This is a genomic window from Kribbella sp. VKM Ac-2566, assembly GCF_004366005.1.
In the GTDB taxonomy this organism is placed as follows: Bacteria; Actinomycetota; Actinomycetes; order Propionibacteriales; family Kribbellaceae; genus Kribbella; species Kribbella pratensis.
Window position 1 is genome coordinate 1737801 of the sequence record NZ_SODT01000008.1, and the last position, 22901, is coordinate 1760701.

The 22901-nt window shown below is 65.6% G+C and carries 23 protein-coding genes and 2 pseudogenes; 6 read left to right on the forward strand and 19 right to left on the reverse strand.

Annotated elements, in window-relative coordinates; genetic code table 11:
- Positions 1 to 96 precede the first annotated feature (96 nt).
- Genes EV647_RS11315 through EV647_RS11355 form a run of 9 tightly spaced genes read right to left on the reverse strand, consistent with a single transcriptional unit; the run spans position 97 to position 8689 of the window.
- Positions 97 to 474, reverse strand: coding sequence for a hypothetical protein (locus EV647_RS11315; RefSeq protein WP_134001660.1), 378 nt, complete (start codon positions 472 to 474; stop codon positions 97 to 99).
- Entirely contained in the window at positions 471 to 2219 is a 1749-nt protein-coding gene (locus EV647_RS11320) for a type IV secretory system conjugative DNA transfer family protein (RefSeq protein ID WP_134001662.1), read from the reverse strand. Before EV647_RS11320 ends, EV647_RS11315 begins: the two co-directional genes overlap by 4 nt.
- Positions 2220 to 2224: 5 nt before the next feature.
- Entirely contained in the window at positions 2225 to 3628 is a 1404-nt protein-coding gene (locus tag EV647_RS11325; protein ID WP_134001664.1) for an ATP-binding protein, read from the reverse strand.
- Positions 3625 to 5049, reverse strand: a complete 1425-nt coding sequence (locus tag EV647_RS11330; protein WP_370342812.1) for an SCO6880 family protein — start codon at positions 5047 to 5049, stop codon at positions 3625 to 3627. Before EV647_RS11330 ends, EV647_RS11325 begins: the two co-directional genes overlap by 4 nt.
- Positions 5050 to 5060: 11 nt before the next feature.
- Entirely contained in the window at positions 5061 to 6263 is a 1203-nt protein-coding gene (locus EV647_RS11335) for a hypothetical protein (RefSeq protein ID WP_134001669.1), read from the reverse strand.
- Between the two features lie 13 nt (positions 6264 to 6276).
- Positions 6277 to 6603, reverse strand: coding sequence for a DUF6112 family protein (locus EV647_RS11340; protein ID WP_238177146.1), 327 nt, complete (start codon positions 6601 to 6603; stop codon positions 6277 to 6279).
- Complete coding sequence (locus EV647_RS11345; RefSeq protein WP_134001671.1) at positions 6600 to 7145, reverse strand: CHAP domain-containing protein; 546 nt, start codon at positions 7143 to 7145, stop codon at positions 6600 to 6602. The genes EV647_RS11340 and EV647_RS11345 overlap by 4 nt, the downstream gene beginning before the upstream one ends.
- The gene (locus tag EV647_RS11350) at positions 7142 to 7915 is read right to left on the reverse strand and encodes a hypothetical protein (protein ID WP_134001673.1); all 774 of its coding nucleotides are present in this window, start codon (positions 7913 to 7915) and stop codon (positions 7142 to 7144) included. Before EV647_RS11350 ends, EV647_RS11345 begins: the two co-directional genes overlap by 4 nt.
- Before the next feature lie 36 nt (positions 7916 to 7951).
- Positions 7952 to 8689, reverse strand: a complete 738-nt coding sequence (locus tag EV647_RS11355) for a hypothetical protein (protein WP_134001675.1) — start codon at positions 8687 to 8689, stop codon at positions 7952 to 7954.
- A 316-nt stretch (positions 8690 to 9005) separates the two neighbouring features.
- Between EV647_RS11355 and EV647_RS42930 the strand changes: the two are divergent.
- Positions 9006 to 9960: pseudogene (locus tag EV647_RS42930) on the forward strand (DUF4238 domain-containing protein).
- Positions 9961 to 10248: 288 nt separating this feature from the next.
- Entirely contained in the window at positions 10249 to 12096 is a 1848-nt protein-coding gene (locus EV647_RS11365; RefSeq protein WP_134001680.1) for a hypothetical protein, read from the forward strand.
- Between the two features lie 158 nt (positions 12097 to 12254).
- Here EV647_RS11365 and EV647_RS11370 read toward each other — a convergent pair whose 3' ends face one another.
- The 4 genes and pseudogenes from EV647_RS11370 to EV647_RS43665 form a co-directional block, all read right to left on the reverse strand.
- Entirely contained in the window at positions 12255 to 13322 is a 1068-nt protein-coding gene (locus tag EV647_RS11370; protein ID WP_238177147.1) for a toprim domain-containing protein, read from the reverse strand.
- Positions 13319 to 14209: a hypothetical protein gene (locus EV647_RS11375; RefSeq protein WP_134001682.1), complete on the reverse strand. Its 891-nt coding sequence runs from the start codon at positions 14207 to 14209 to the stop codon at positions 13319 to 13321. Before EV647_RS11375 ends, EV647_RS11370 begins: the two co-directional genes overlap by 4 nt.
- A gap of 105 nt (positions 14210 to 14314) precedes the next feature.
- A complete protein-coding gene (locus EV647_RS42935) occupies positions 14315 to 14803 on the reverse strand; it encodes a hypothetical protein (RefSeq protein WP_238177148.1) in 489 nt (162 codons plus the stop codon).
- 57 nt (positions 14804 to 14860) lie between these two features.
- A pseudogene (locus EV647_RS43665) lies at positions 14861 to 15238 on the reverse strand (hypothetical protein); the annotation flags it as partial.
- A gap of 566 nt (positions 15239 to 15804) precedes the next feature.
- Between EV647_RS43665 and EV647_RS11385 the strand changes: the two are divergent.
- The gene (locus tag EV647_RS11385; RefSeq protein ID WP_134001686.1) at positions 15805 to 16329 is read left to right on the forward strand and encodes a hypothetical protein; all 525 of its coding nucleotides are present in this window, start codon (positions 15805 to 15807) and stop codon (positions 16327 to 16329) included.
- A gap of 20 nt (positions 16330 to 16349) precedes the next feature.
- Complete coding sequence (locus EV647_RS11390; RefSeq protein ID WP_134001688.1) at positions 16350 to 16586, forward strand: hypothetical protein; 237 nt, start codon at positions 16350 to 16352, stop codon at positions 16584 to 16586.
- A gap of 107 nt (positions 16587 to 16693) precedes the next feature.
- Here the strand turns inward: EV647_RS11390 and EV647_RS11395 are convergent, their stop codons facing one another.
- From EV647_RS11395 to EV647_RS11415, 5 genes are all read right to left on the reverse strand, one after another.
- A complete protein-coding gene (locus EV647_RS11395; protein WP_134001690.1) occupies positions 16694 to 17377 on the reverse strand; it encodes a cytochrome b/b6 domain-containing protein in 684 nt (227 codons plus the stop codon).
- A 4-nt stretch (positions 17378 to 17381) separates the two neighbouring features.
- Positions 17382 to 17885: a hypothetical protein gene (locus EV647_RS11400; protein WP_134001692.1), complete on the reverse strand. Its 504-nt coding sequence runs from the start codon at positions 17883 to 17885 to the stop codon at positions 17382 to 17384.
- Between the two features lie 19 nt (positions 17886 to 17904).
- Positions 17905 to 18438 carry a hypothetical protein gene (locus EV647_RS11405; RefSeq protein WP_166680284.1) on the reverse strand — a complete coding sequence of 178 codons (534 nt, stop codon included), beginning with the start codon at positions 18436 to 18438 and terminating at the stop codon, positions 17905 to 17907.
- Positions 18439 to 18578: 140 nt separating this feature from the next.
- A complete protein-coding gene (locus EV647_RS11410; protein ID WP_134001696.1) occupies positions 18579 to 19100 on the reverse strand; it encodes a sigma-70 family RNA polymerase sigma factor in 522 nt (173 codons plus the stop codon).
- Positions 19101 to 19815: 715 nt separating this feature from the next.
- Positions 19816 to 20217, reverse strand: a complete 402-nt coding sequence (locus tag EV647_RS11415; RefSeq protein WP_134001698.1) for a hypothetical protein — start codon at positions 20215 to 20217, stop codon at positions 19816 to 19818.
- Between the two features lie 529 nt (positions 20218 to 20746).
- Between EV647_RS11415 and EV647_RS11420 the strand changes: the two genes are divergently transcribed.
- A complete protein-coding gene (locus tag EV647_RS11420) occupies positions 20747 to 21283 on the forward strand; it encodes a sigma-70 family RNA polymerase sigma factor (protein ID WP_134001700.1) in 537 nt (178 codons plus the stop codon).
- Positions 21280 to 21996 (forward strand): anti-sigma factor, encoded by a 717-nt coding sequence (locus EV647_RS11425; RefSeq protein ID WP_134001702.1) that lies wholly within the window; start codon positions 21280 to 21282, stop codon positions 21994 to 21996. Before EV647_RS11420 ends, EV647_RS11425 begins: the two co-directional genes overlap by 4 nt.
- 604 nt (positions 21997 to 22600) lie before the next feature.
- Here the strand turns inward: EV647_RS11425 and EV647_RS11430 are convergent.
- Positions 22601 to 22901 (reverse strand): hypothetical protein (locus tag EV647_RS11430; RefSeq protein WP_238177150.1); only part of this gene is annotated, 301 nt, incomplete at its 5' end.

The window sequence follows — 22901 nt, forward strand, 5'->3', positions numbered from 1 at the left end:
GCCTTTGCCTTAGCCGCAGCGCCACAATCTCACGGTCAACTCAGCTATGGCCGGATCGCTCGTCGTACGTCATCCCGACATGTCTGGAGACCCTCGTCAGCTGTCGGCTTGCGGGCGGTGAGTCGTTCGGGTACAGCCGAGGAGGGAGGTCCAGTCTCGGAGGCGGCGGAGGGCGAGGGTTAGGTCCCGGTGGAACGCGAGCGGTTCGGAGGGGGCGGCGTCGGGTTGGTAGCTGGATTCCCAGAAGGTGCGGAGAGCGGAGAGTTCTTCGACTACGGCACCGTGTTGAGACCAGCAGGGTGGAATGACTTTGTGGTCGAGGTTGTAGCGGGTGGCTGCCCAGGTGACCCAGTCGGTGAGGCGATCGAGTTCTTCGGTCGTGCTGGTGGGGTCGAGGTCGCGCCAGCAGACGACGTACGGGTCTGTGGGTGGGGTGAGGGCCAGTGCGCGGGCGAGGTCGTCGTCGGGGTTCATCGAAGGAGCGCTCGGCCGATGCTGTTGCGGATTCGGTCGGCGTCGGGGCGGTCGGTCCACGGTGTCATGGTGAGCAGGATTGGTGGTGCGGTTCTGGCCAGAAGGACGCCGGTGCCGAACGGCAGCGTGCGGATGACGTCGGGCGGCAGGATCGGGATTCGGCGCGTGCTGGTGGAGGTAGTGCGGCCGCCGTCGGGGCCACGGCTCCAGTTGTGGATCTCTTCGTCGCGTTCGCCGCACACGGCGGCGAGGTCTTGGAGGTCGCGAGGTTGAGCGGAGCCGCCGAGGATGAGGCGGAGGGTGGCGGCGTCCCACATGGCGGCCGCGGCTTGTTCGCCCCAGCGTTCGCGGGCTTGGGCGAGGGATTGGATGACGACGTGGGTCGAGATTCCGGTGCCGCCGCCGTCGGCCATGAGGCCGGGCAGGGAGGGTACGGCGCAGAGGTTGGCGATCTCGTCGAGGACGAGCGCGAGGGGTGGTTCGAGGCGTCCGCCGGGGTTGTGGGCGGCGAGTTGGCGGGCTGTCTCGGTGATGTCTTCCAGCAGTGCGGCGATGAAGGCCGAGGTGGCACTGGCGCCGGCTCCGGTGCCGAGGAGGTAGATGGTGCCGCGTTCGCGGATGAACGAGGCGGGTTCGAGGCCTTGCCCGGCTGGTGGGTCGAAGGATCGTCGTACGGCGGGGTCGGCGAGGGCAGACAGGGCGGATCTGACGCCGGCCCAGATGCCGTCGCGGGTGCGGCCGTCCATGCGGACGATGCCGTCGAGAGTGTCGCCCCAGCCCTCGGCGGCATCGTCGGAGCGGTTGAGGATCGTGACGGCTTCGGTCGCTGATGCTGGTTCGAGGCTCCACCGGTAGAGCTGTTCGATGCCGGTGTCGTCGAGGGCGGCGGCGTGCAGGAGTCCGCGGAGCGCCATTTCGGTTTGGCCGTGCCAGAAGGCTCCGTCGGTGACGCCGCCTTTGGTGAACCCTGCGCCGGCGGCCAGGCCGCTGGCGCGGACCATTGCGGTGGTGGGGTTCTCGCAGCCGCGGACGGGTGACCAGCGGATGCCTTCGGCGCGGCCAAGGCCCTGCGGATCGAACACCGCGACAGGGCCGATAACGCGGCGGAGCTCGAGAGTGGCGGCAAGGTTGTCGGGGCGGGTCGAGGTGGTGACGACCGCACCCGGTGCATCGATGATGGCGCCGATGATTTGGTGGAGCCCTTTGCCCGAACGAGGTGGGCCGACATCGATGCGTGAGTCTTCGACGGACGCCCAGCATTCGCGACCGCGGGAGTGGCCGAGGAGCGTTCCTACATCGGCTGGTGACCTTGTGGTCGCTTGCGGGCGGGCTGAGCGGCCCCGCCGTACGACCTGGCGGCGCCCCACAGCGGCCTCGACTTCTGCCGCGCTCGCCAGGCCGGGACGGCGAGTGAGTGCGCGTCGCCTGCTTCCCCGGACCGACTGCCCTTGCCACAAACGAGCAGCAAGGAAACTAGCGCCGACGGGTAGGGCGACGACTATTGCGAGAGCTGACCAGTACGACACCGGGCCGATCTGTGCCGTGGTCAGCCCGAAAGCCGCGGCCGGGTTACCCGGGTGTAGCACGACCCATAGGGCGTCAATCCACGGTGATGTGACCCAGTGGCCGGTTGTCAGCAAGCAGGCCAGGCCGCCTGCCACGTAGAAGACTCCGGCGCAGGAGAGCAGGACTCCCGCACCGGCGATGAGGGTCTCGTTGAAGTCTCGTGGTGGTCGCTGGTTCATGGCGTCTACATCCGGGCGTCGGTGTCGAAGAGTTCGACTTCGCGGGCATGGCGGACGAGTTGTACGACGAAGGATCGGTTCGGGAGACGCCAGAGCGCCCGGCCCTTGGGCAGTTTCGCGATGGTGGCGATCTCGACGTCGGTGAGGCCGAGCAGGCTGGCAGTGCGAGAGAGCTGATCGGGTTCTTGCCGGAGCATGATCCTGGTGGAGCAGTCGGCGAGCAGACCCTCGGCAAGGGCTCGTGCTTCGGAGCCGAGATCCCCGACGGCTGCGAGATCGGACAGCCGGTGGACGATGAGGATGTTCGAGACGCCCCAGGCCCGAGAAAGCTTCCACTGCTCCTGCATGCGACGCAGCAGCGCGGCGTCGCGCATGACTCGCCAGCCTTCGTCGTACACGATGTAGCGGTTGCCGCCGGCGGGATCGGCGACCGCGGCTTCGAGCCACGACGACGCGCAGGCCAGGGTGAGTCGTAGGGCTTCGTCGTTGCCGCCGCTTCCGAGCCATGAGGAGTCGAGCGTGACCATCGGCAGGGCCGGGTCGAACTCGGTCGTCGACGGACCGTCGAACATTCCGGACAGATCGCCGTGCACAAGACGGCGAATCGCATGGGCGACTTCGCGGCCGTCATCCGTCAGGTTGGTAGTGCGCAGGCCAGCGCGCTCGGCAAACGCCGAGTCTGGGGTGAAGAGTGCAACGACGACATCGGGGATCGTCGGCGTATCGACCTGACTGGACACGGTGTCGAGCGCTAGGTCCAGTGCGGTGTGTTCCACAGCGGCGAGCGGACGGCCGAGCGTGGACTCGGCCAGCGTGCCCAGCAGGGCTCGGCGGCGAGACCAGGCGATCCGCTGCCACTCGTCGGGCTGGACTGTCGCCGGTTTGCGGCCGGCGTCGAGCGGGTTCAGTCGGGTTGCGAGTCCGGGGCCGAGCTTGATCGTGGCTCCGCCCATCGCCTCGGCGACTGCGGTCCATTCCCCCTTCGGGTCACACGGGACGTACGCCTTGTGGCCAAGGGCAAGGGAACGGGTGATCAGTGCCTTCGCCGTCGAGGATTTCCCACTGCCGATGACACCGGCCAGCAAGACGTTCGGGTTGGTGATTACTCGACCTTGGTAGAGCACCCACGGGTCGTAGACGAACGAGCCGCCACTGAACACGTCGGAACCGATATAGGTGCCATCAGCACCCAATCCGCCTTCGGCCAGGAACGGGTATGCCACTCGCAGCACCCTGGTCGTGGCTCGGTGCGTGTCAACCCGCAGCCTCCGGCTCCGGCCAGATCCCGGCTCGCCCTCGATCGCGCTGACGGGCGGCTTTCCTGGTACGTCGTACGACGACCGCCGATTCGCACGCCGGGTGGCGCGGTCGACGCCCTCGCGCTCGTAGTACACCGAGTGTCGACTCATCCGAGCCCAACCCCTAACGGCAGAGCCGCCGCGATGAAGCCCTCCAGTTGCTGTCCGACGAGTCGGCGTAGGTCGAGAAGCGCCTGTGTGGCCGCGATCTCGATCTCCATGCACGCGTCGTCGAGCGCCTCCTCAGTGTCCGCCGACACAGCGAGCAGGCCGAGCCACCGAACGTCGCCGTGGCCGGCAGCGAGGTCGCGTTCGCGTTGTGCCACGTCGGCGTCGAGCTGGCGATCCTGTTCGGTCTCGAGCTGCCCGATTCGGGAGCGCGTGACTCGATCGCTGACGCGTTCGACCTGGTGGCGTCGTGCGTCGCGTAGCGCCTTGGCCATCGGGATCGGCTGCAGCACCATCGTGAACGTACGCCGGATGCCTGGCTTCAACAGCAGCGGGCTGAGAAACGACGGCGTCGCACGGATCCGTGGCCACTCAGTGATGACGTACACCCGATGCAGCGACGTGTCTGTCCGCAGCCGATCCCACGCCGCGTCGACCGCCAACGGCCCCGCGTCGGCTGCGTCGAGTGCCTGCGGGTTCGGGACTGTCCGCGTCGCCGCCGGATCAAAGGCAGTGCGCAGCCTAGCGGCTATATCTCCAGCGCCCAACCACGCACCAGCCACTCCCGCGGCAGCGAGCGACGTCTGGAACGCGCGGGCCTCGGACTCCAAGACTGCGGCGGCACCGACCAGACCACCGCCGTGCTTCCGAACCTCGCGCGATACGGCGTCGAGGTTCACGGCGAAGCTGAACAGCGTCTCATGCTTCGCCGCGGTCGGCGCCGCCTGTGCCAGTAGATCGGTGTAGATCGCGCCGGCCGGCGTACGTGGATCGAGCTTCCGCGTCTTGGCCCATTGCCCGAGCTCATCAGCAGGATCGGGAAGTGTGCGTTCCAGGATCTGCGCTCGGGCGATCCGGTTGCCCTGGCACAGGCCGGCGATCAGTTGCCCGTACGCCGCAACACGTCGGTCCTGCTCGTCTGCGTTCTGCAGCAGATGCGCCGGGCCTTCGATCCGTGCGACCGCGATCAGCCGCCGACGCCGCGGATCGTGTACCACGCCGAACCCCGAGGCGGTCGTCAGGACGCGCATCGTCCCGCTCTCCCCCGGCAACTGCAGACGCCCGTGCTGGCGCGGTTCGAGAACGCGAGCACGATACGACTGCTGACCCCGAATCGACCTCCAAATGTGAAGCGCTCGGAGAACCAACCATCGATACGCGGGCAGTTCTTCGGCTCGACCGAACGCCACTGCAACGCAGGCGGACGCCGTCAGGAGTCCGCCGAACTGCGCGATCGCCGACATTCGGGTGACGAAGGACAGCGTGACCACGCCGATCGCTGTCAGGAGCAGCGCGACCTGCACCGGCCGAAGCCCAAGCAGTACGGCATGTTGCTCAGGGCGAGGGAAGCGTGTCGACAGCATGTCGGGATTGGTCACCGCATCTCACCGCCCTGGCCGTCACCATCGCCGTGGCCGTGTTCTTTGCCGTCCTGGCCTGGTCCTGTCGACCGATCCACCCACACACGGCTAGTCTCGGCGGCATCGCCGGGCGCGGTTGCCGGCGACGAATCAGGTTCGATGTCGGTCCCGGGTGGCTGCTGAGTAGAAGGATCGCTGGCCGCTGTGTCGGCCGCCGTGTCACCCCGAGAATCATTGCCCTCGCCGATGACGGGGCCGGGACCGGATTGGCCGCGTGAACCGGTGAAGTCGAACGCAGCCCAGCGCTGCGCTTGCTCCAAGCGATCCTTGATCGCAGACGGGCCAGCGGATCCTTGTTGCACGGCGTACAGAGCGCTCTGCCCTTGGTCGCCGGCCCAGTGAATGAACGAGTAGGTGGCCAACGGCGCGAAGGCAGCCATCGCAAACAGCAGGGTTCCGGCCAGGAACGTACCGAGACTCGAATCGCCGGCCTGGTCCGTGTTGCCGATCGCCGACAACCCCAGCGTGAAGATGACGGCCATGATGATCTTCGAGAACAACAGCGCGCCGACCACTTCGATCCAGCGACGCAGCCAGTGCCTGGTCGCCGTCCAGGTCCAGCTCGCCAGCGCGATGGGTGCCAGTACGACAAAGGCGACGAGCGCCACCTCGCGGATCAGCATCACGAAGTACAAAGCCATCGTGGCGAGGATCCCGAACTCGATCGCCATGATCAGAAAGCCACCGTTGGTGGCGTGGTACAGCACCCTGGTGATGTCGATGATTCGCCGGAACCCCGCAGTGGTCGCGGGATTGTGGCTGAGAATCGCGGACGAGATCTCATCGACCATCCGGCCGCTGGCCACGACCACAGCGATCGCGAACGGCACGCCTGCCGTCCCCAGGAGGGCTCCGAACACCGCCGAGCCGAGCCGCGCTGGTTCGCGACGGATCGCGGCCGCCGCGCATTGCAGCACGAACGCGATGACCAGCAGCGGCAGCGAGATCGTGACGATCAGGTCGAGGTTGTCTCGCCACCACTGCTGGTTGAAGTCGGGCGTCGTACTGGCACTGAACTTGTCGAACACGCTGATCGCCGTGTCCTTCAGTCCCTTGGCCAGCCAGTTGGCGACGACGTCCCACGCCGTGCCGTCGACGGCCTCCTTCACGCACGCCGCCGGATCCAGCAGGCAATCCTTCCAAGCCATCTCAGCCATCGGCTCGTCCCGCTCAGCCGATGCTGATGCCGCTGAAGAAGCGGATCAGGGCGTTGGCCGAGCCGATCAGGATCGCCGCGAACAGCGACCCAAGGACACCTGTACGACCCTTGCTCGCGAAGTGGGCGTTGCCGTTGATGTTGCCCAGGGCCCATGCGGCCGCGGAGATGATCAAGGCCACCACGCAGGACACGAGCGCAAAGGTGATCGTCGCTCCGGCCAGCGTCCGTACCGCGGGGAGCCCTGGCAGGCCGTTGGTATTCGGGGTCACGCCGGGATCCTGCATGATCACCATCCGCCGGAGCAGTGCATTGCCGATGAACACTTCAATGTCCTTCAAGTAGTCGAGTAGATGGGCGGTGCCCAGCCGAGGTAAGTCACGCCCCACTGGGACTCGATGAGTGCGAAGTCGACGAGGTAGACCCCGCCTTCGCCAGGGATCGTGTCGCCGATGTCGTTCGAGACGATGCGGCCGTCACCGACGTACACGGCGACATGGCCGTACGGTCCGCCGGTCTCCCAGAACACGAGTGCTCCGGTAGGCGGCCGACGATCGCCCGGATGCGCGTTGTTGGTCGCGACCATCTGCCGCCACTGCTCGGCGGCCGAGAAGTACCCGGCGCGCGGCCGACCCCAGATGTTCGCGGCAAGCCGCGCACACAGCTGGTAATAGCCGTGGCCGCCGACCAGACGTAGTGCACGAGCAACGGCTTTGTCCGCGCCCGGAAGCTCACCTCCGGCCCCGGCCGGCGTCCCGCAGGTGCCTTCGGCTGGGGTCGCGGCGCAGGTGTCTTCCGTGCCGCCAACTGCGAGGGCCATCGGCGCCATGAGGCCGACGGAGCTCACCAGCAGAGCGGTCGCCAGCGTCGCTTTGATGATCACGGCGACACCTGCGACGTTGCCGACCAGAACTTGCAGGTCGGCGTACAGACGACGGCTACTGCGGCCTGCCGGTCCAGGAACCTGGTGTCGGCGTCAGTGACGACGGTCTGCGTGCCATGGACGACGTATGCGTGCCAGCCGGCCGGTGCGTGGCCGCGCTTGATCATCACCTCGAGCTCTGGTGTCACCTCAGCCGAGATACCTCGCGCCACGGCGCGGGCCTTGTGCGACTGAAGTTGGTCCCACTCCGCCCACTGCGGCAGCAGGCTCCTGGCGACCTGCGGCGCAGCCGAGGTCGGATCGGCGAACACACTGACCGCGTTCTGCCAGTCGACATAGCTGTGCCGAGCGGTGTCATAGGTCCAGATCGCCCGGGCATAGGCGATTGCGAACGCGCGCGGGTCAGTTATCGTCGGCCGTGACCAGGCCTCCAGCTGCCTTGGCGCCTCAGCGGGGAAGGTCGTGCCGCCCGAGTTCGACGTACCGCCGGTTGCGTCTGGGCTCTGCCAGCGCACTACCACCATGGCGATCAGCGCGACCACGCCAACGACAGCCAGGATCGCGATCACGACCCTGGACCGGCTCGATGACTTCACAGGCTTTCCTCTCTCGGGGATCTCGGTACGGCGCAGCGCCGCGGACCCGACGGCCGCCACCAACTGCGGGATGATCCACGCCGCCACGAACAGATGGGAGGCGAGTTTGACGGGCGCGCGGCAGCACTGGACGAACAGGTGATGGCTGGGTGGCCGGAGGTGGAAGTTGGTCATGCCGGGTCTCAACGGTTGAGCCCAGGAGACTTTTCGTCAGGCGGCTGTCGCAGCTGCTGTGAGCCACTCGACGCCGGCCGCTCGGGGGAGGCCGAGACGGCTTGGTTCGCCGAAAAACCGCTGGTCACGCCCGACCGCGGCCCGGATCCATCGGCGTACGGCGGGATCATTGAAGACCTCGTCAGGAGGTTGGCCCAGGGCCAGCCGCGCGAGCGCTGACGGCCTGCCGGCCCCACCGCGCAGCAACCAGGCCAGGCCCTCTGCCTGCGCCGCCGTCGCCCGCACCTGCCGGAGGCGCTCGATGATCGCCGCGCGATAGTACGGCGGCCCGTCCGCCGCAACCCGGATGAGCCGGCGACCGACCGAGGCTGGCAAACCCTCGCTCTCCAGCTCGGATGCGATCTGTTCCAGGTGTGGCCCGAGGGACCAGCGATGCGTAGATGGCGGCTCGGGAAGCCGGTGCATCAGTCGGTGCCGCTGGCCGTGCAGAACCGTGGCGCGGGCGACGTCCATCAGCCGCCACCGGACCAAGTTGGCCAAGTAGCCCCACGACACCCCGTCCGCTGGCGGCGCGGCAGCCAGCTCAAGACACCGCTCCCAAGCGATCACTCGCGCCAACTGCTCGGCCTCGTCACGACCCAGCACGTCCCGCAACCGGCTCGATAACGGAACCACGATGTGCGACTCGATCTCCTCGACCAGCCGCCGCGAAGGCTCCGCCGCCCACCCCGAACGAGCCGCCTCCGCGATCAGTTCCTCCAGGTCAACGTCCATGCCCACAATCTGCTGTCCGCCGCCCCGATCCAGAACCTGGATCCAAGAATCAAGGGACTCCTGGAAATCCCCCAGCGCGACCAGGTCCAGCTGACGGGGCGGATGACGAGGTCGTTGACGGTGATCTGCAGGGGCTTGGTCGACGGCGTAGGCGACCGCGTCGGCGATCTGGGTGAGCGGACGGAATCGCCGTAGGTGTGTGACTGCTCGCTGGTCGCTAACGCGCTGCCGCAACGGGGCGGAAATCTACAACGCCGGGCACGACTGGCCATCGCGGCGGGCGCAGTCGGCGACGACGCCTGCTTGACTGTGGCCTATGAGCAACAACCGCCGGCAACGTCACCACGTCGTGCCCCGGCTGCACCTGCGCGGCTTCGCTGACGTCGATGGACGCATCACTCAACTGGACCTCGACACCGGTCGTCGTCGAGAGGTGTCGGTGACCGACGCTGCGGTCATCAGAAAACTTCTATACCGTCACCCTTCCAAACGGGAGAGTCACCGACGCGTGGGAACGGTGGCTCAGCGACGTCGAGAACGAGATTGCCCCGGCCCTGCGGCGAGCGATCGACATGCACACCTTCCAGCTTCAGGACAACGACCGCGAACGACTCGCCCGGTGGGTCGCCCTCCAGTACCTCCGCGGCCCCGACAATCGTCGACGGATGGCCGAGATAGCTGCGATCACCCTTCAGGCTCAAGTTGGCATGGGCGGCCTCGCTTACCTCCAGCACGCGATGAGCCAAGGTTTGGGCCGCGAGGTATCCATGGCCGAGGCCGAATATGTATGGGACGACATCCACTCGCCCCAAGGACCTGAGGTCGTCGTCGACGGCGAAGAGCACCTACAAGTCCTCGCCAGGACATACGACGACGCGACCGCCAAGGTCTACGACCGGTCCTGGTCCCGCGTCACGTACACGCGGAAACGGCTCGTAGCCTCAGACGTCCCGGTATCTCTGGTGCCGGGCGACGCCTATGACGAACGAGGGCTGGCGGGCGGGATAGCAATCGCTGTCCCCCTGGACCGCCGGACCCTACTGTGGCTCGAACAGTCCGGAGACCGCGGACCGAACGCCGACCGGGACCGTCACTCGTCCGCCCTCCTCGCGAACATCCATAACCACTCCTCCGTACTCAGCGCAGAACGGTTTCTATACTTCCACCCCGGCGACGACCTGTACCGTCGGATGCGACCATCCCGCGACCACGGCCCAGGCGCCTGGAGGTCACCGGCGGGCCCGACTTCGCCAACCGCGACCGGCCCCTGACCGACGTGCTCGAACAAATCGCCACGCACACCGACCGTTCCGGCAATTCACTCATCGCGGACTACACCTGGCCGATTCCGGGATACAAACCGCCAGCCCGTTAGCACCCCCTCCGACGGGATGTCCCGCGTCAAGACAGTCGGAATCTCGACATGAGCGTGCCGGTCGCGGAAGATTCGCAGGGAGCTTCGGGGCCGTCAGCGGAATAGTCGGCCCGTGGGTGCCAGCAGCCTGGCCAGGCGGAGCATTTCGATGGTGGAGACGGCATCGATAAGCGACAGTAGACCGGTGGCTAATAAGAAGAAGACTGCGCGGCAGCTACGCGGGCAGTTGATGCTCCAGATCGCCGCAGGACGATTCTTCCGTCCCGACGTCACGCTCAACGAGACCGAGCACCGCTACACGGTCTACAGCAATGCCTGGTTCATCGGTGACCCGCCAATCGCATTACCGGTCGGCGAGGTGATCGCTTCGACCGAGATGGGGCTTACCTCGTCGGCGATGATCGCGGTCGTCGACCGTCTAGAGCAACAACGCCCCGACGGCACTGACGACTTCATGATTGCCACTGGTGGGACCGCCCTCGTCGACGACCTCGCCTACCTGATGACGTTTGTGCTGAACCGCACCGTCAGTCGGAACCACGACCAGACCCGTCGCCTGGTCACCGGCGATGGCACGCCGCGCGGGCGCTCGGCCAATGACCTTTTCCCGGGCCTGTTTGAGCCGAGACAGTCAGTCCAGCCCAGCCAGTGGGACGACCTCCGACAGTTCATGCACGGCCTCCTCAACATGAACCGAGACGACTTCGCGCGCGTCATGCGGGCTATCCGTAACGCCGTCGATGCGACAAGACGAGCCCTCGATGACCCCACAGGTGCCTACACAGATCTGGTCGCCGCTCTCGAATCAATCTCGGACGATGAGCTGTCCGCCCCGGTGACTTGGGACCGCTACGACGGCTCCAAACGCAAGATTGTCGACGCGGCGTTGGCAAACGCAGATCAGGAAGTGGCCGACAAGGTGCGTACTGCTGTTCTCGAAGCTGAACGGACGGGCCTGAAACGGCGTTTCATCTCCTCCACCCTTGCCCGACTGTCATCGGACTACTACCGCGATGACGCAGTGGGGACGGTCCGGCCGCCGCGGGCGCCCGACCTCGAGCGGATGCTCAGCATTGCCTACGACATCCGGTCGCGGCGAAGCCACGTACTTGAGGACCTTGGCGAAGGCGTGTGGCTCTTCACCGACGGCGCAGAAACGGCCTACGAGCCGAGCTTCGAGCGCGTGCTGACCCTAGCCGGGCTGTGGCGCCTCATCAGACACGTCGTCCGCCGGTACGTCACCGATGCGGACAAGGTCGCGCCCGACCCCTGGGACTACCGCGACGCCCTGCCCGGCATCGTCGAGATGCAACTTGCGCCCCAGTACTGGATCTGGCAGACCGGCGGACTCACGGCGGAGGCGGCGACGCGCCGGCTCGATGGTTTCGCCGAGGCACTCATCGGATGGATCGGTGGACACCACACCGACGGACTTCCGCTCGACCAAGTCTGCCAGGAGATCGAGGGTCTGGTCCCCAAACTGCCCGACGGTGAGTCTAAGACGGCCCTGATCGCCGTACACCTCCTGTGGCATGCGTTGGTTGACCCGGCGGATCACCGCTCCGAGGCTGCGGCCTTCATCGACGAATACCAAGCCGTCCTGGATACGCCGTCGCCCAGCGCCTTCACAGTTTCGCTGCTGTCCAACCGTCCGATGCCGACATGGAGTGCGGACGACTGGATCGTCATGGCTCAGGCACGAAACGACGCCCGCAACACCAAGACCCACGCGCCGCTTCCCGCCGCCATCGATGCGCTGATCCAACTCGAAGCCGCCGACCAACTCGAGGCCGCCGGCAGACACGATGAGGCTGTCTCCTTCGCCGCGAACGCCGTCGGAGAACTGCCCGGAAACGAGGCTCTTCTCGGGTGGGAAGCGCGCCTCGTCGCAGGCAATCACGATCCCGATTTCGATGTTCACACGTTCCTCTTCGGCGAACGCAAGGGCGAGGCCAGCAAGGAGCCCTCCGTCCATGAAGAGCCAGACGAATCGTCAACCGAGCCCGATGGCGCGGCGACCGACGAAGCGTGAGCAACCGTTCCAGTGGGAAGCGCATCGCGGCGGACGTCCGCAACTCGACATGTGCGTGCGTTCGCCCGGCGCGCCAGGTGGTGGCACAGGCTTCTAGCCCTGTCGTGCATCAGGTGGCGGACGTATGCCGCGGATCTGATAACTGCCCAGAGACCAGGTCACAGATCTCTGCTGATCTGCGGTACGTCGGTCTCCAGATCCGGGCCAGACCGACGACCTGCTCGTTTCCGCGGGCGAGCGTGACTCAGACCGCCGACTGCCGCGAGTACCTCGCGCGACACGACGTGTTCGTCCAGATGCACAATCCGCGCGAGCCTTGCGACCTCGCCGGCAACCCGCCCTGCGGGCAGGCTCGCTACCAAGGAGGCTACTGCCCGGACGGCGTTGACCTGGCCGCTGAGGTGGTCCAGCACGTTGCTCCACTTCGCGAGCTCGACCTCGATCGCGAAGTCGGCCAGGGGACGCGCCGATCCCAGCACGTCACGCAGCAGGCCTCGGTCAGACGCGCACAGCTCGGCCGGATCCTGTTTGTCTGGCAACCGCGCAAAGAGCACCTCGTCGAACACCTCCGACAGCACCGGCAGGCTCCGCACGGCGCCGGTCCGTCCTCCCAGGTCGCCGTCCAGCGCGACGAGGACCGTGCCTGTCCGCGAGTGCGATCGCGCGATCAGGGCCTGCTCGGGCGTGATCGCCGTACCGCAGCAAGCCGCGCCAGCCCACTCGTCGCCCGCGAGACTGACCGCCGGCGCGTCCATCGTGCCCTCGACGAACACCGGAACTGCGCCTGCCTGCAGCCGCTCAACCTGGGCGTCAAGTCCGACCAGCGTGCGCGCCTTTGAGTAGATCTCCGTGTTCCGCGTGTTCAGGTACCGCAGTCGATCGCCTGCGGAGCGCCCGATGAAGCCGACGGGGTGGAGCTCCTCGTCGTGCGCGGGGAACACGATGCGGTCCCGAAACCGGTCGACCAGGTAGCCATTGCTGGTCACAAACGCCAGACCTGCCGCCACGATCTCCGCGTCGCCGAACCCGATATGGCGTAGGTGGCCGACGAGCCGTGACCAGCCGTCGGGTGCATAGCCCACCGACCATTCGGAGTCCGGCGCCAGCACCATGCCTAGGCCGCGGTCCCGCAGATGCTGGGCCGCCCACCCGTTCGGGGTCTCATGGATCTGCTGTCGGTAGAACGCGACCGCTGCGGCGTGCGCATCGCACAGACGATCGTTCACAGGCCTGGTGCGCGATCAGGTGGCTCTGGATCGCGGACGAGGTCCGCGGCCGTCGCGCCACCGAACCGGTAGGTCAGGACCGGCCGGGCCGTGGTCAGCAAGTCGTTCATGATCTGCGGGCCAGACTCGGCGGTCGCGATGGTGCTCGGGCTGTGCGGCAGAGCGACCGCGCGTACGCGGTCGTAGTACAGCGCCAGATCGAACAGGTAGCCGGTTGTCAGCTTCTGACGATGCTCGTCACCGTTGGCAATGACGATCGCAGTGTCACCGAGGCTGAACTTGCGCAGCATCCTCACTTGCGCGGTCGACAACCCGGCACCAAAGACCGGTATCCCCGCCCACTGGCCGTCCGACGCCCGGCTCACGCTCGACACGGCGATGGCGTCCACCGGGTTGTCCACGATCACCGGAACCGCGCCGCCCCGCAGAAGATCCATCTGCTCCGCGATCCCAACCAAGACGTTGGACGGCTGATGAATCGCCGTAACCGGGCTCAGAGACTGAGCCTGCCCATCTCTCCCGATCCCGATGAACCCTGTCGGATGCAACTTCGCATCCCTGGCTACCAGCACGAGTTGGTCACGGAAACGATCCGTGATGTCAGCATCGCCGGCACGGTTCACCAATCCCGCACCTTCCATCGTGGAGTATGCGAAGTTCTCAGCCGCCAGGTGATCGACCAGACTGGTCAAGGTGTCCGGGGCGTACCCAACCCTCCAAGGCGAGTCCGCCGAGAGTACGTGCTCGATGCGCGCATCCTTCAAGTACTTCAACGGCCAACCCGTTGCCTGAAGCAACTCACCGCGGAAGAACTGCGCAGCGGAGACGACCGCCTCGAGCGACCGCCGCCGCTCCTCCATCGTGATCGCAAACCCAGGATCATTCACCAAAACCTCCGAAAGACGAACACATCCGACCTCGAAGATCTCCTCAGATCACCCACCACCGAACCCGGATCACGACATCCAGGAACTCCAACGCAGCAACGAGAATCACAGCCCAGGGCCCGGCCCAGGTCGGTCCAGATCAGCGCTCCGCAACGCCACGAAGCCGCGGCCGCTGGCCCGATACGTCATTAACGGGCGCGACGTCAGCAGCAGGTCGTGCACGCGCTTCGCCCCGGACTCCTGCGCCAAACCAGCCAACGACTCCCCTGGAGGTAACGCAACCGCCCGCACTCTGTCGAAGAAGAACGCAAGATCCAGCAAGTAGCCAGCCGACTGGTTCCGTTCCGCCTCGCTGCCGGCCAGGACGACGACCACCTTGTCGCTCGTACTGAACTGGCGAAGCATGTTCGCCTGGGCTGTCGACAGGCCACCGCTGCACACCGGGATCCCAGCCCACTGCCCACCTGTCTGCACGCCGGCGTTCGACACAGCGATCGCATCCATCGGCTCGTCCACGATCACCGGAACTGCGCCACCAGCAAGCAGATCCCGCTGCTCGACTGCCCCAACCAGGACGTTGGCCGGCCGATGCACCGGCGTCACCGAAGTCGCCGACCGCGCCACACCATCCTGCCCGATACCGACAAACCCAACTGCCGACGACCGCCGATCATGAGCGACCAGCATCAACTTGTCCCGATGCCGATCAACCGCATCACCGTGCTCGTTCCAGGCCAGCAGACCAGCCCGCGCCAACGTCCCGTACCCAAACCCCTGCTCCTGCAGATGATCAACCAGGTTCGACCAAGTCGGCGGTGCGTAGCCCACCCTCCACGGGGACTCCGCCGATAACACCGACTCCGCACCATGAGCCTTCAAATACTCCAACGGCCACCCGCCCGTTGCCCGCAGCAACTCCCGCCGGAAGAACTGCGCAGCCGCAGAATTCGCCGCCAGCAACCGCCGCCGCTCATCAATCGACAGCCCAAACCCCTGAGAACTCACCAAAACCTCCGAAGCAGCATCCACAACTGACTGCTTCGAAGCTCATCCCGACCAACCCACCACCAGAACCCGGAACCCCTGATCAAGGACATCCCCACCGATCTACGTATCAGCAAGGGCCGATGCCCTGGTCTCTGTCCGGCTCTTCCAGCAGCGACCGCGCGGACATTGAGCCCGACTGCCGAGGCGCCGCCGGCCGAGGACACTCATCGAACGGCGCAGGCGAATCTGCCCAAAGCCCGGCAGAGCGAGCCAACTGCGCCCCCGCCGATTCGATCGCGTCGTCAATCAACTCGATGAGCTTGCGGATACTCCATGCAGAGTGATTCAGCCCAGCCTTGGGGCGCAACTGACCTCGCGCCGCATCAGTTTCAACGTCCAGCTTTCCAGGATCCATGCCCCCGAAGATCGCCCTCCCAGCCTCGCCACAGAACTAGGATCACGCAATCCAGGTGCTGGCTGATGTTTGCGCCCGTCCCGTCCATCGACGGACGCGATGGGAACGAGCGCGGGTCCGCCTCGCAGCCAGGGGCAACCTTGCTGTTGCACTCACTCCCACTGTCACCACAGTGAGGCATGACCCTTGACGGATGCGGGGTGACCATATTCTCTCGAGCGCCGGGGTAGGCCGGCAGCGAGCACATAACGGGCCGCGGGAGATTCGTGCGCGACGCCGAACTCTCGCGCTCTTCGAGGGCCCGCGCTGGTTGTGGATACAGAGACTCCTCCGCGGCGTCACGCTCTCGCTCTCGGCGGCCGGGGTGCTCTTCACTTCGATTGGGCTAATCACGGCTCCTGAACTGCGCGCCTCACCAACCGAGATCGGCCTGATGCTCACCATGCCTCGCGCTGGTCGCTTCGGCGTTGCATTGATCGGCTCGTGCTACTTCGGCACCGTTGACCGCGGACAGGAGGCAGATCTGCTAGGCGAGGATGTGGTCCGTGAAGACGCGCCCGGCCATGACGGATTGCATGACGACGCGATCAGCCCCACCATCAGCACCCGGTTGTTCAGCGGCAGGCGATCACCCCGGACGGCGATCTTTCGCAGCATTCCGACACATGGCAGTAATTTGTCGGACTATGTCAGTACTGCCAGTAGTGGCAGGATTTAATAGATAGAATAATTACTGCCATGATCGGATACATCGTCCTGGTAGTACTCGTGCTGGCTGTGATTGCGGCTCTGGAGTTCGGTAACAGGCGTCACTCGACCGGTCTGACCGGTCATCTGTACGGCTCCTGGGACGTCGAAGACCGTGATCTGGCCCGGACAAGGCTCGACCTGCTTGCCCTCGGCGCAGCATCCGAGCCCTCGACCACAGCCGAAGATGACGAAACCGGCGAAGCAGGCCCTCATGCTCGCCAGTAGGGCACGCACCGCCCCGACTCCTGCAGTTGGCGCCACACGCACGGCCATGAATATGTGCATTCACCGAATCTTGATTGCGCCTCCGTTGTTTGGCCGCCCGCAGACTACTAATCACGACCGCTCGTCTCACGGTCCGCAGGCAGGTTGTTCGACTTCTGCTCAAGCCACACCGGCCAGACCCGGCGGGCGGTCTCGACCCTGAGCCGCCCACCGAAGTGCATCGCGCGGGCCACTCCGCGATAGCCCGGCAGAACGCCGGACGCGATCAGGATGTGGCCCGCCAATACCGGGGTGATCAGGTACGTCGACCACCGGTGCACTTGCTGCAGCCACACGAACCCGGGTCCTCCAACCACGAGCGTCAGTCCGACACCACTCGCGACCAGAGCGGCCAGCAGAACCACCAGTACGACGTTCGCCACGCGCTGCCCAGGGTCGAAATGTCCACGGTGATGTGCGAACCGACCGCTGAAGACCGCGGCCGGCCAGCGCACGAACCAGCGCAGATCACCGCGATCTGCTCGCACCGACTCCGCCGCGAAGGTACGCGCTGCCCGGAACCCGATGGTCATGCCCACTGCCACCAGACTGGTGAGCACCCATCCCGCAATCGTGTGGAGAGTCGTGTCTGCGACGCCGGTCAAACGGGCCACGATGCTCGGATTGCCCTCCAGGCCGATGCGCAACCACCACCCGGTCCCGAGCAGCAGGAGGACGACCACGTACATGACTGCGTGGTACCACCGGGTCCGCCGGTTGTAACGTTCGACCGTCCGGGATGGCCTAACCATGGCGTCAGTACCCGTTCCCGTTCCCGTAGTCCGGTGGTTCGGAGGACGTCTGTGATACCGACGGCGCTGGGCCGGTCCCGCTGTCGAGCTCGATCGGGATCTCCGTCTCGGCACCGGCCGCGGAATGGTTCGCGTTACGGAGGGAAATGTGGATGACGTGCTTGCCCGGGGCCAACCCCAACGGCTTGCCGCTCAAGGTGGCCTTCATGCCTGGTGAGACCGTCGCAGCGTCGGACTCGACAACCAGGTAGTTCTCGGAATCGTTGTCGAGCCACAGATGGACGTGATGTTTCCCGGACTCGGTGGGACCGAGTTCTTCGCCAGCCTTGATCTTCACGCTGAACGGAAGCTTTACCTTGGCGTCCTTGGCAGGTTCGGTGATCGAGATCGACGAGCCGCCGCTACTTTCCGCGTCAGCACTCTCGTCGTTGCTGCAAGCAATCAACACAACGGGTGCGAGCAATGTGGCCACGGCCGCGCCAGTCCGGAGTCGGCGGATGTACCTCATGGATTCCTCCTGGGTGTCTTCATCGGTTAGGTGGTACGGCGAGTCGCACCAGGACCCGGCCATCGGTCGTGACCACGTCGAAACCCTTCACCCGCGTTGCCGGGAGGGCCGTGGTCGCGGCAATTTCCGCCGCACCGCGATAGGTCGCTACCCAGGCGGCGGTGACTTCGGTCCGTCCGTCTTGGGTGCGGGCGATCAACGAGCAGTGCTCGCCGGGCGCGACGCCGGTCAGGTTCAACCGAAGGCCAGTCTTGGCGCCTTGGGGAGTCATGATGAGAGTCGCGGCGACCCGCGTGTGCTGATCGACCGACCTCACCGTAGAGGCGGCGGTGACATGCCTGGAGTCGTGAACCAAGTCCGTCGTCACGCCGACGGCAACCGCGGCCGCAACGGCCGCAGCCACGAGCCATCGGTCTCGACGACCCCACCGTCCGTTGCGTCCGGTGGCGATGGTCGCCAGCGCGCGGCCGGCCACGCTTGGCGTGGCGATGGCCTCTTGAGCGCCGTCTCCCGCGACCAGGATCTCGAACTCCCCGGCCGGTACCCTACGCAACCACGAAACAGTCCAGGCGATGTCGCTCAATACGTCACGGCACCGTGCGCAGTCATCCAGATGACCGCAGAGGTCCGCTTCCTCGCTGGGGTCCAGACCACCGAGGGCGTACGGTCCCACGTAGGTTTCCATCGGGCAGGTCATGGTCCGTCCACCCCGCGTTCCTGTAGTGCGAGGCGCAGCGCCTGCAACCCGTAGTGGACCCTCGATCGGACCGTACCGGCGGGCAGCCCGCGATCGGCCGCGATCTCAGTCGTTGTGTAGCGGCGGTAGAAATAGTCGATCAGCACCGTGCGGTGCTGGACCGACAACGACCTCAGCGCATCAGTGACGAGCGCGGCGTCCAACGCCATGTCGACCTCGCTCTCGACACCGAGCGCCGTCGTGGGGAGGTCAGCGCTCGCCTCCGGAGGCCGGGCCGAGCGTCTTCGATGCGCATCGATGACGAGTCGCCGTGCGGTCGTGAATAACCACGGCCGAACTTGTTCGATCGGCACCCGGCCGGACTTCTGCCAGGCCCGCAGCAACGTCTCCTGCACGATGTCCTCGGCCAGCAGGCGGTCGCCGGCGGACAGGCGGCGTACGAAAGCCAGCAAGGCCGAAGCATGCTGCTCGTACATCGCCCGGACCGCCTGCTCGTCCACCGGTCGCACACCACTCATGCCCAGCACTACGCAGGCCGATCGTCCCGTGTTCAATCACCGCCGGGATTCGAGTGGATCGAACGATTTCGTGCACGCTGTGCGGAAGGGTTCCGCGGCCTCGGCACAGAGAAATGGTGTAGAACCTGGGCCGGGAGCGCGAGGCACGCATCCATTGCGGTACTCGTGCAGCGGCCGCAACGCTAATCACTCGGCGGCAGGATGAAGACGGAGACTCCGTCAAGGTCGGTGCCGGTGCCACACCGATGACCATCACAGCTAGAAGCCGAAAGCAGCTACCTGCATCACTGTTGCTAACGCTGCAAGGGACAGGTTGGTGGCTGCTGATCGGCCACGAGGGTCAGCCGAGCGCGGCCGCCCGGATCACCGGCCTTCCGAGATCACCTTGCACATCAACTGGCCGGCAGTCGACACCGGCCGGTTCTCCCACGATGGTGGCCGACCTGGATTCCTCAGCGGGCCTGGGTTCAGATGGTTGCAACGCATGCTGCTGGGTCACACCTACTTCTCGCCCCGATGAGTAGGTGTGGGTCGTAGAGCAGAGCAGCGATGCCCTCAGTCGGTCCTCCGCTCTTCTGCGGCACCACTCGGCGAGCGCCCTGATCACACACACCCTCGCGGTGTCAGCGTTGCACTCCCCCACCGATCCTGAACGACGTGTCCTGCTGGCACGTGTTCAGGACCGCCATGGAACGAGTCACAGCGCAGCGCTGGCTTACCGGTTCTTGGCCATGTTCAAGAGTCCAGGGCCGAGCATCAGAGCCTCACCGACGATCGAGACGACGCCGAGCGGATAGGACCATTGCCCGACGTGTTCACTGAATTGCGGGAGACCGGTCGTGCGACTGAGAACGTAACCTAGGATCGCCAGCGCGGCGACCGCGACGCTGCACAACCAAACCACCCTCGTGTCGTTGACAAGCAGCAAGATCGCCAGCAAGAAACCAGCGACGGAGAGCAGCAGGAACCCGACCCCGATGTACGGCGTCTCTCCCAACGCCTGCATCAGCAGCGGGAGATGCGAGATCGCCTCGGCAATCGCACCGCAGGCGGCGACCAGGCGCCACGGTGATTCAAGAGGACGGCCCTCGAAAGGCCAGACAAGAAGCACGGACACCGGCGACCGCTCCGAGGCGGACACAGCGGAGTTGTCCGAGTACGTCGACTTCTGCGACATCGGGGAATCCCCTTCGTTCGTGATCTGGACGCTCGTGACTACGCGCACAGCACGGAATCGGTTCATCACGGAGCGCCGACATCTCACACCGCAGAGGACCACGGGTGGGATGCCCGTTCCCGACTACCGGACACCACCCGCGGCGTTGCCGGCACAGCACCGTCTCCAGCGGAGCCTTCCGACCAGGCCATGGCGCAGACTCGGTGTTCGCGAGTACAAGTACGACGAAGACGCACGCTAGTTCCCTGTGTCTGAGCTACTGCCTGTGATGCTGACATCGCCAGTAAGGCGAATCCTTGACTACGCCGTTGCTAGGCCCGTCAGGGCCGGGTCGGGGCCCACCAACGACGATCAGGACGGGATCCGCTCGGCGGGGCTTGCCCACAGCGGCTCGCTGTCCCATGAATGAGGTACGCGATTGGGGACAACTCGGTTCACCTTCAGGGCGACTGAACCATCCAGGTACCGGATGCGTATTAGGCGTGTGTCGACGCATGGTGGATCCCTGAGCGAAGCGGACCTGGAGGCGCTGTATGAGAGGTATCGCCGGCCGCTCCTAGGCTATGTCCTGTGGTCAGTGAGCGGCGATCACCAGTACGCCGAAGATGTCGTCCAGGAGACCATGCTGCGCGCCTGGCGGACGTCGCCTGCTCTTGACCCGGATGGAGCAGGTCCCTGGCTGTTCACGGTTGCTCGGAACCTCGTCATCTCCGGGCACCGGCGACGCACTGCGCGTCCGGCCGAGGTACCCATCGCCGACAGGGAATTGGCGTCGGCAGACGACGACATCGACCGAGTGCTTGAGGCTTGGCAGGTCGCCGAGGTGCTGCGAGGACTCAGCCGGAATCATCGCCAAGTGATCATCGAACTGTTCTACCGCCGGCGAACGGTCGCCGAAGTAGCCGATCGGCTCGGCATTCCGATCGGAACAGTCAAATCGCGAAGCTTCTATGCGCTACAGGCGCTGCGAGTGGCTTTGGAGGAGCGAGGAGTGACCGGCACATGACTTGTCCGCAAGCCGACGCGATCGGCCTATATGTGCTCGGGGGACTCGATACCGACGAACGACTTGAGATGGAGCGGCACATCCGGGCCTGCGCGAGCTGCCAGGACGCCGTCCAGCAAGTTGCGCATTTGCCAGGGGTACTTCACAGTCTCACGCTGGAAGACGTCGTGGCATTGCAGCTCGATGACGCCGATCCGGGCGAATGGCAACCATTGTCCATCAGTTCTGCCCCTGCTTCTCTACCGAAGGCCGCGAACGTCGTGCCGGGCGATTCGTCGATCACGCGCCTTCGGCGTGCCTCCACGCGAACGCTTCTCGCCGCGACGGCCGCCGTGGTCTTGGTGGTCGCTGGCGGCCTGATCGGTCGCCAGATCTCCGACGACCCGGCGTCTCCGCCGCAAGCTGAGGGGGGTGTCACGTGGTCCGCTACAGATGGCGTCGGCGGGATCGATACGCAGGTGCAGCTCAGCAGCCGTAGCTGGGGAACAGACATTCAGATACACATGAACGATCTTGCTCCCGGCCAGCGGTGCATGCTCGTCGTGTACACCCGGAGCGGGCAGTCGGAGGCCACCGGCTGGTGGACCACATCCAACATCCCTGAGGCAGATGTCCCTGCCAGCTCATCATTCGCCCTTTCCGACATCACCCGCGTTGACGTCGTCAAAGCTGACCAGACAATACTTGCATCTCTTACGGACGCGACACGATGACTAGCCCCGGGTAGTTGAAGGTCCGTATGGCTAGGTGATTCGGAGCTGCCAGGGTCTAGCAGACGATCCGATACGACGCGTCGACCTCGAGCTCGACATGGAGAGCTTCAGCAGGCAGCCCGAAGGTCAAGAGACGGTGCCCTCGCAAGGCAGGCTCGACGAGAACCTCTGGATCTGGCAAATGGATCGCTGTCGATGAACTCGGATCCATCGCTCGTCCCGACTGCGCCGCCGGCGTCGGACTCACGACCCCGGAAGGCCTACTGCGCGAGCATGACTGTGTGCCGCGCGCTACGTGTGATGTCCGGGGTCAGGGTGCGGCGCCCATCGAATCGGGGGACGTTGACGATGGCGCCGTCCCACCCGTCGCATCGTCACGCGGTTCGACGTGTTCGAGCCATGCGCTCCAGACGTCGGGCCGACGAAGCACCCACGACAGCACGGCTGGAGAACGAGGACCTCGCTCGGCCGCTGAGCCTCGCGGTCGGTGGAAAACGGGTGGCCTGGTATCGCCGGTAGCAGACCGTCGTCTGGTGTATGGCCACGCCGGACATGTACAGGCATGCGACCAAAACCCATCGGCTTCCGCTCATAGCGCTTTGTCTTATCGGGTGGTGTTGGTCAGGGTCGTCAGCACGGTCTTGTCGGACCGGATGACGTCGATACGTTCGATCTGCGACAACGGAATCGATGTACTTCCCGAGATCATCAGGCGCGCCTCGTGGTTGGTCGACCACCAGCCCGCCGTCTCAGCAGCACCGATCCGTGCGTGCACAACCAATCGACAGGTCAGCCGCGATGGGAGATCGTCTGTCAACGGCAGACGAAAACTGACCCCCTTGCGGCAGTTGAAAATTGACCCCTTGGTGGTCATGGTTCCTCGGTGTTGGCGGCTGGGACGCGGC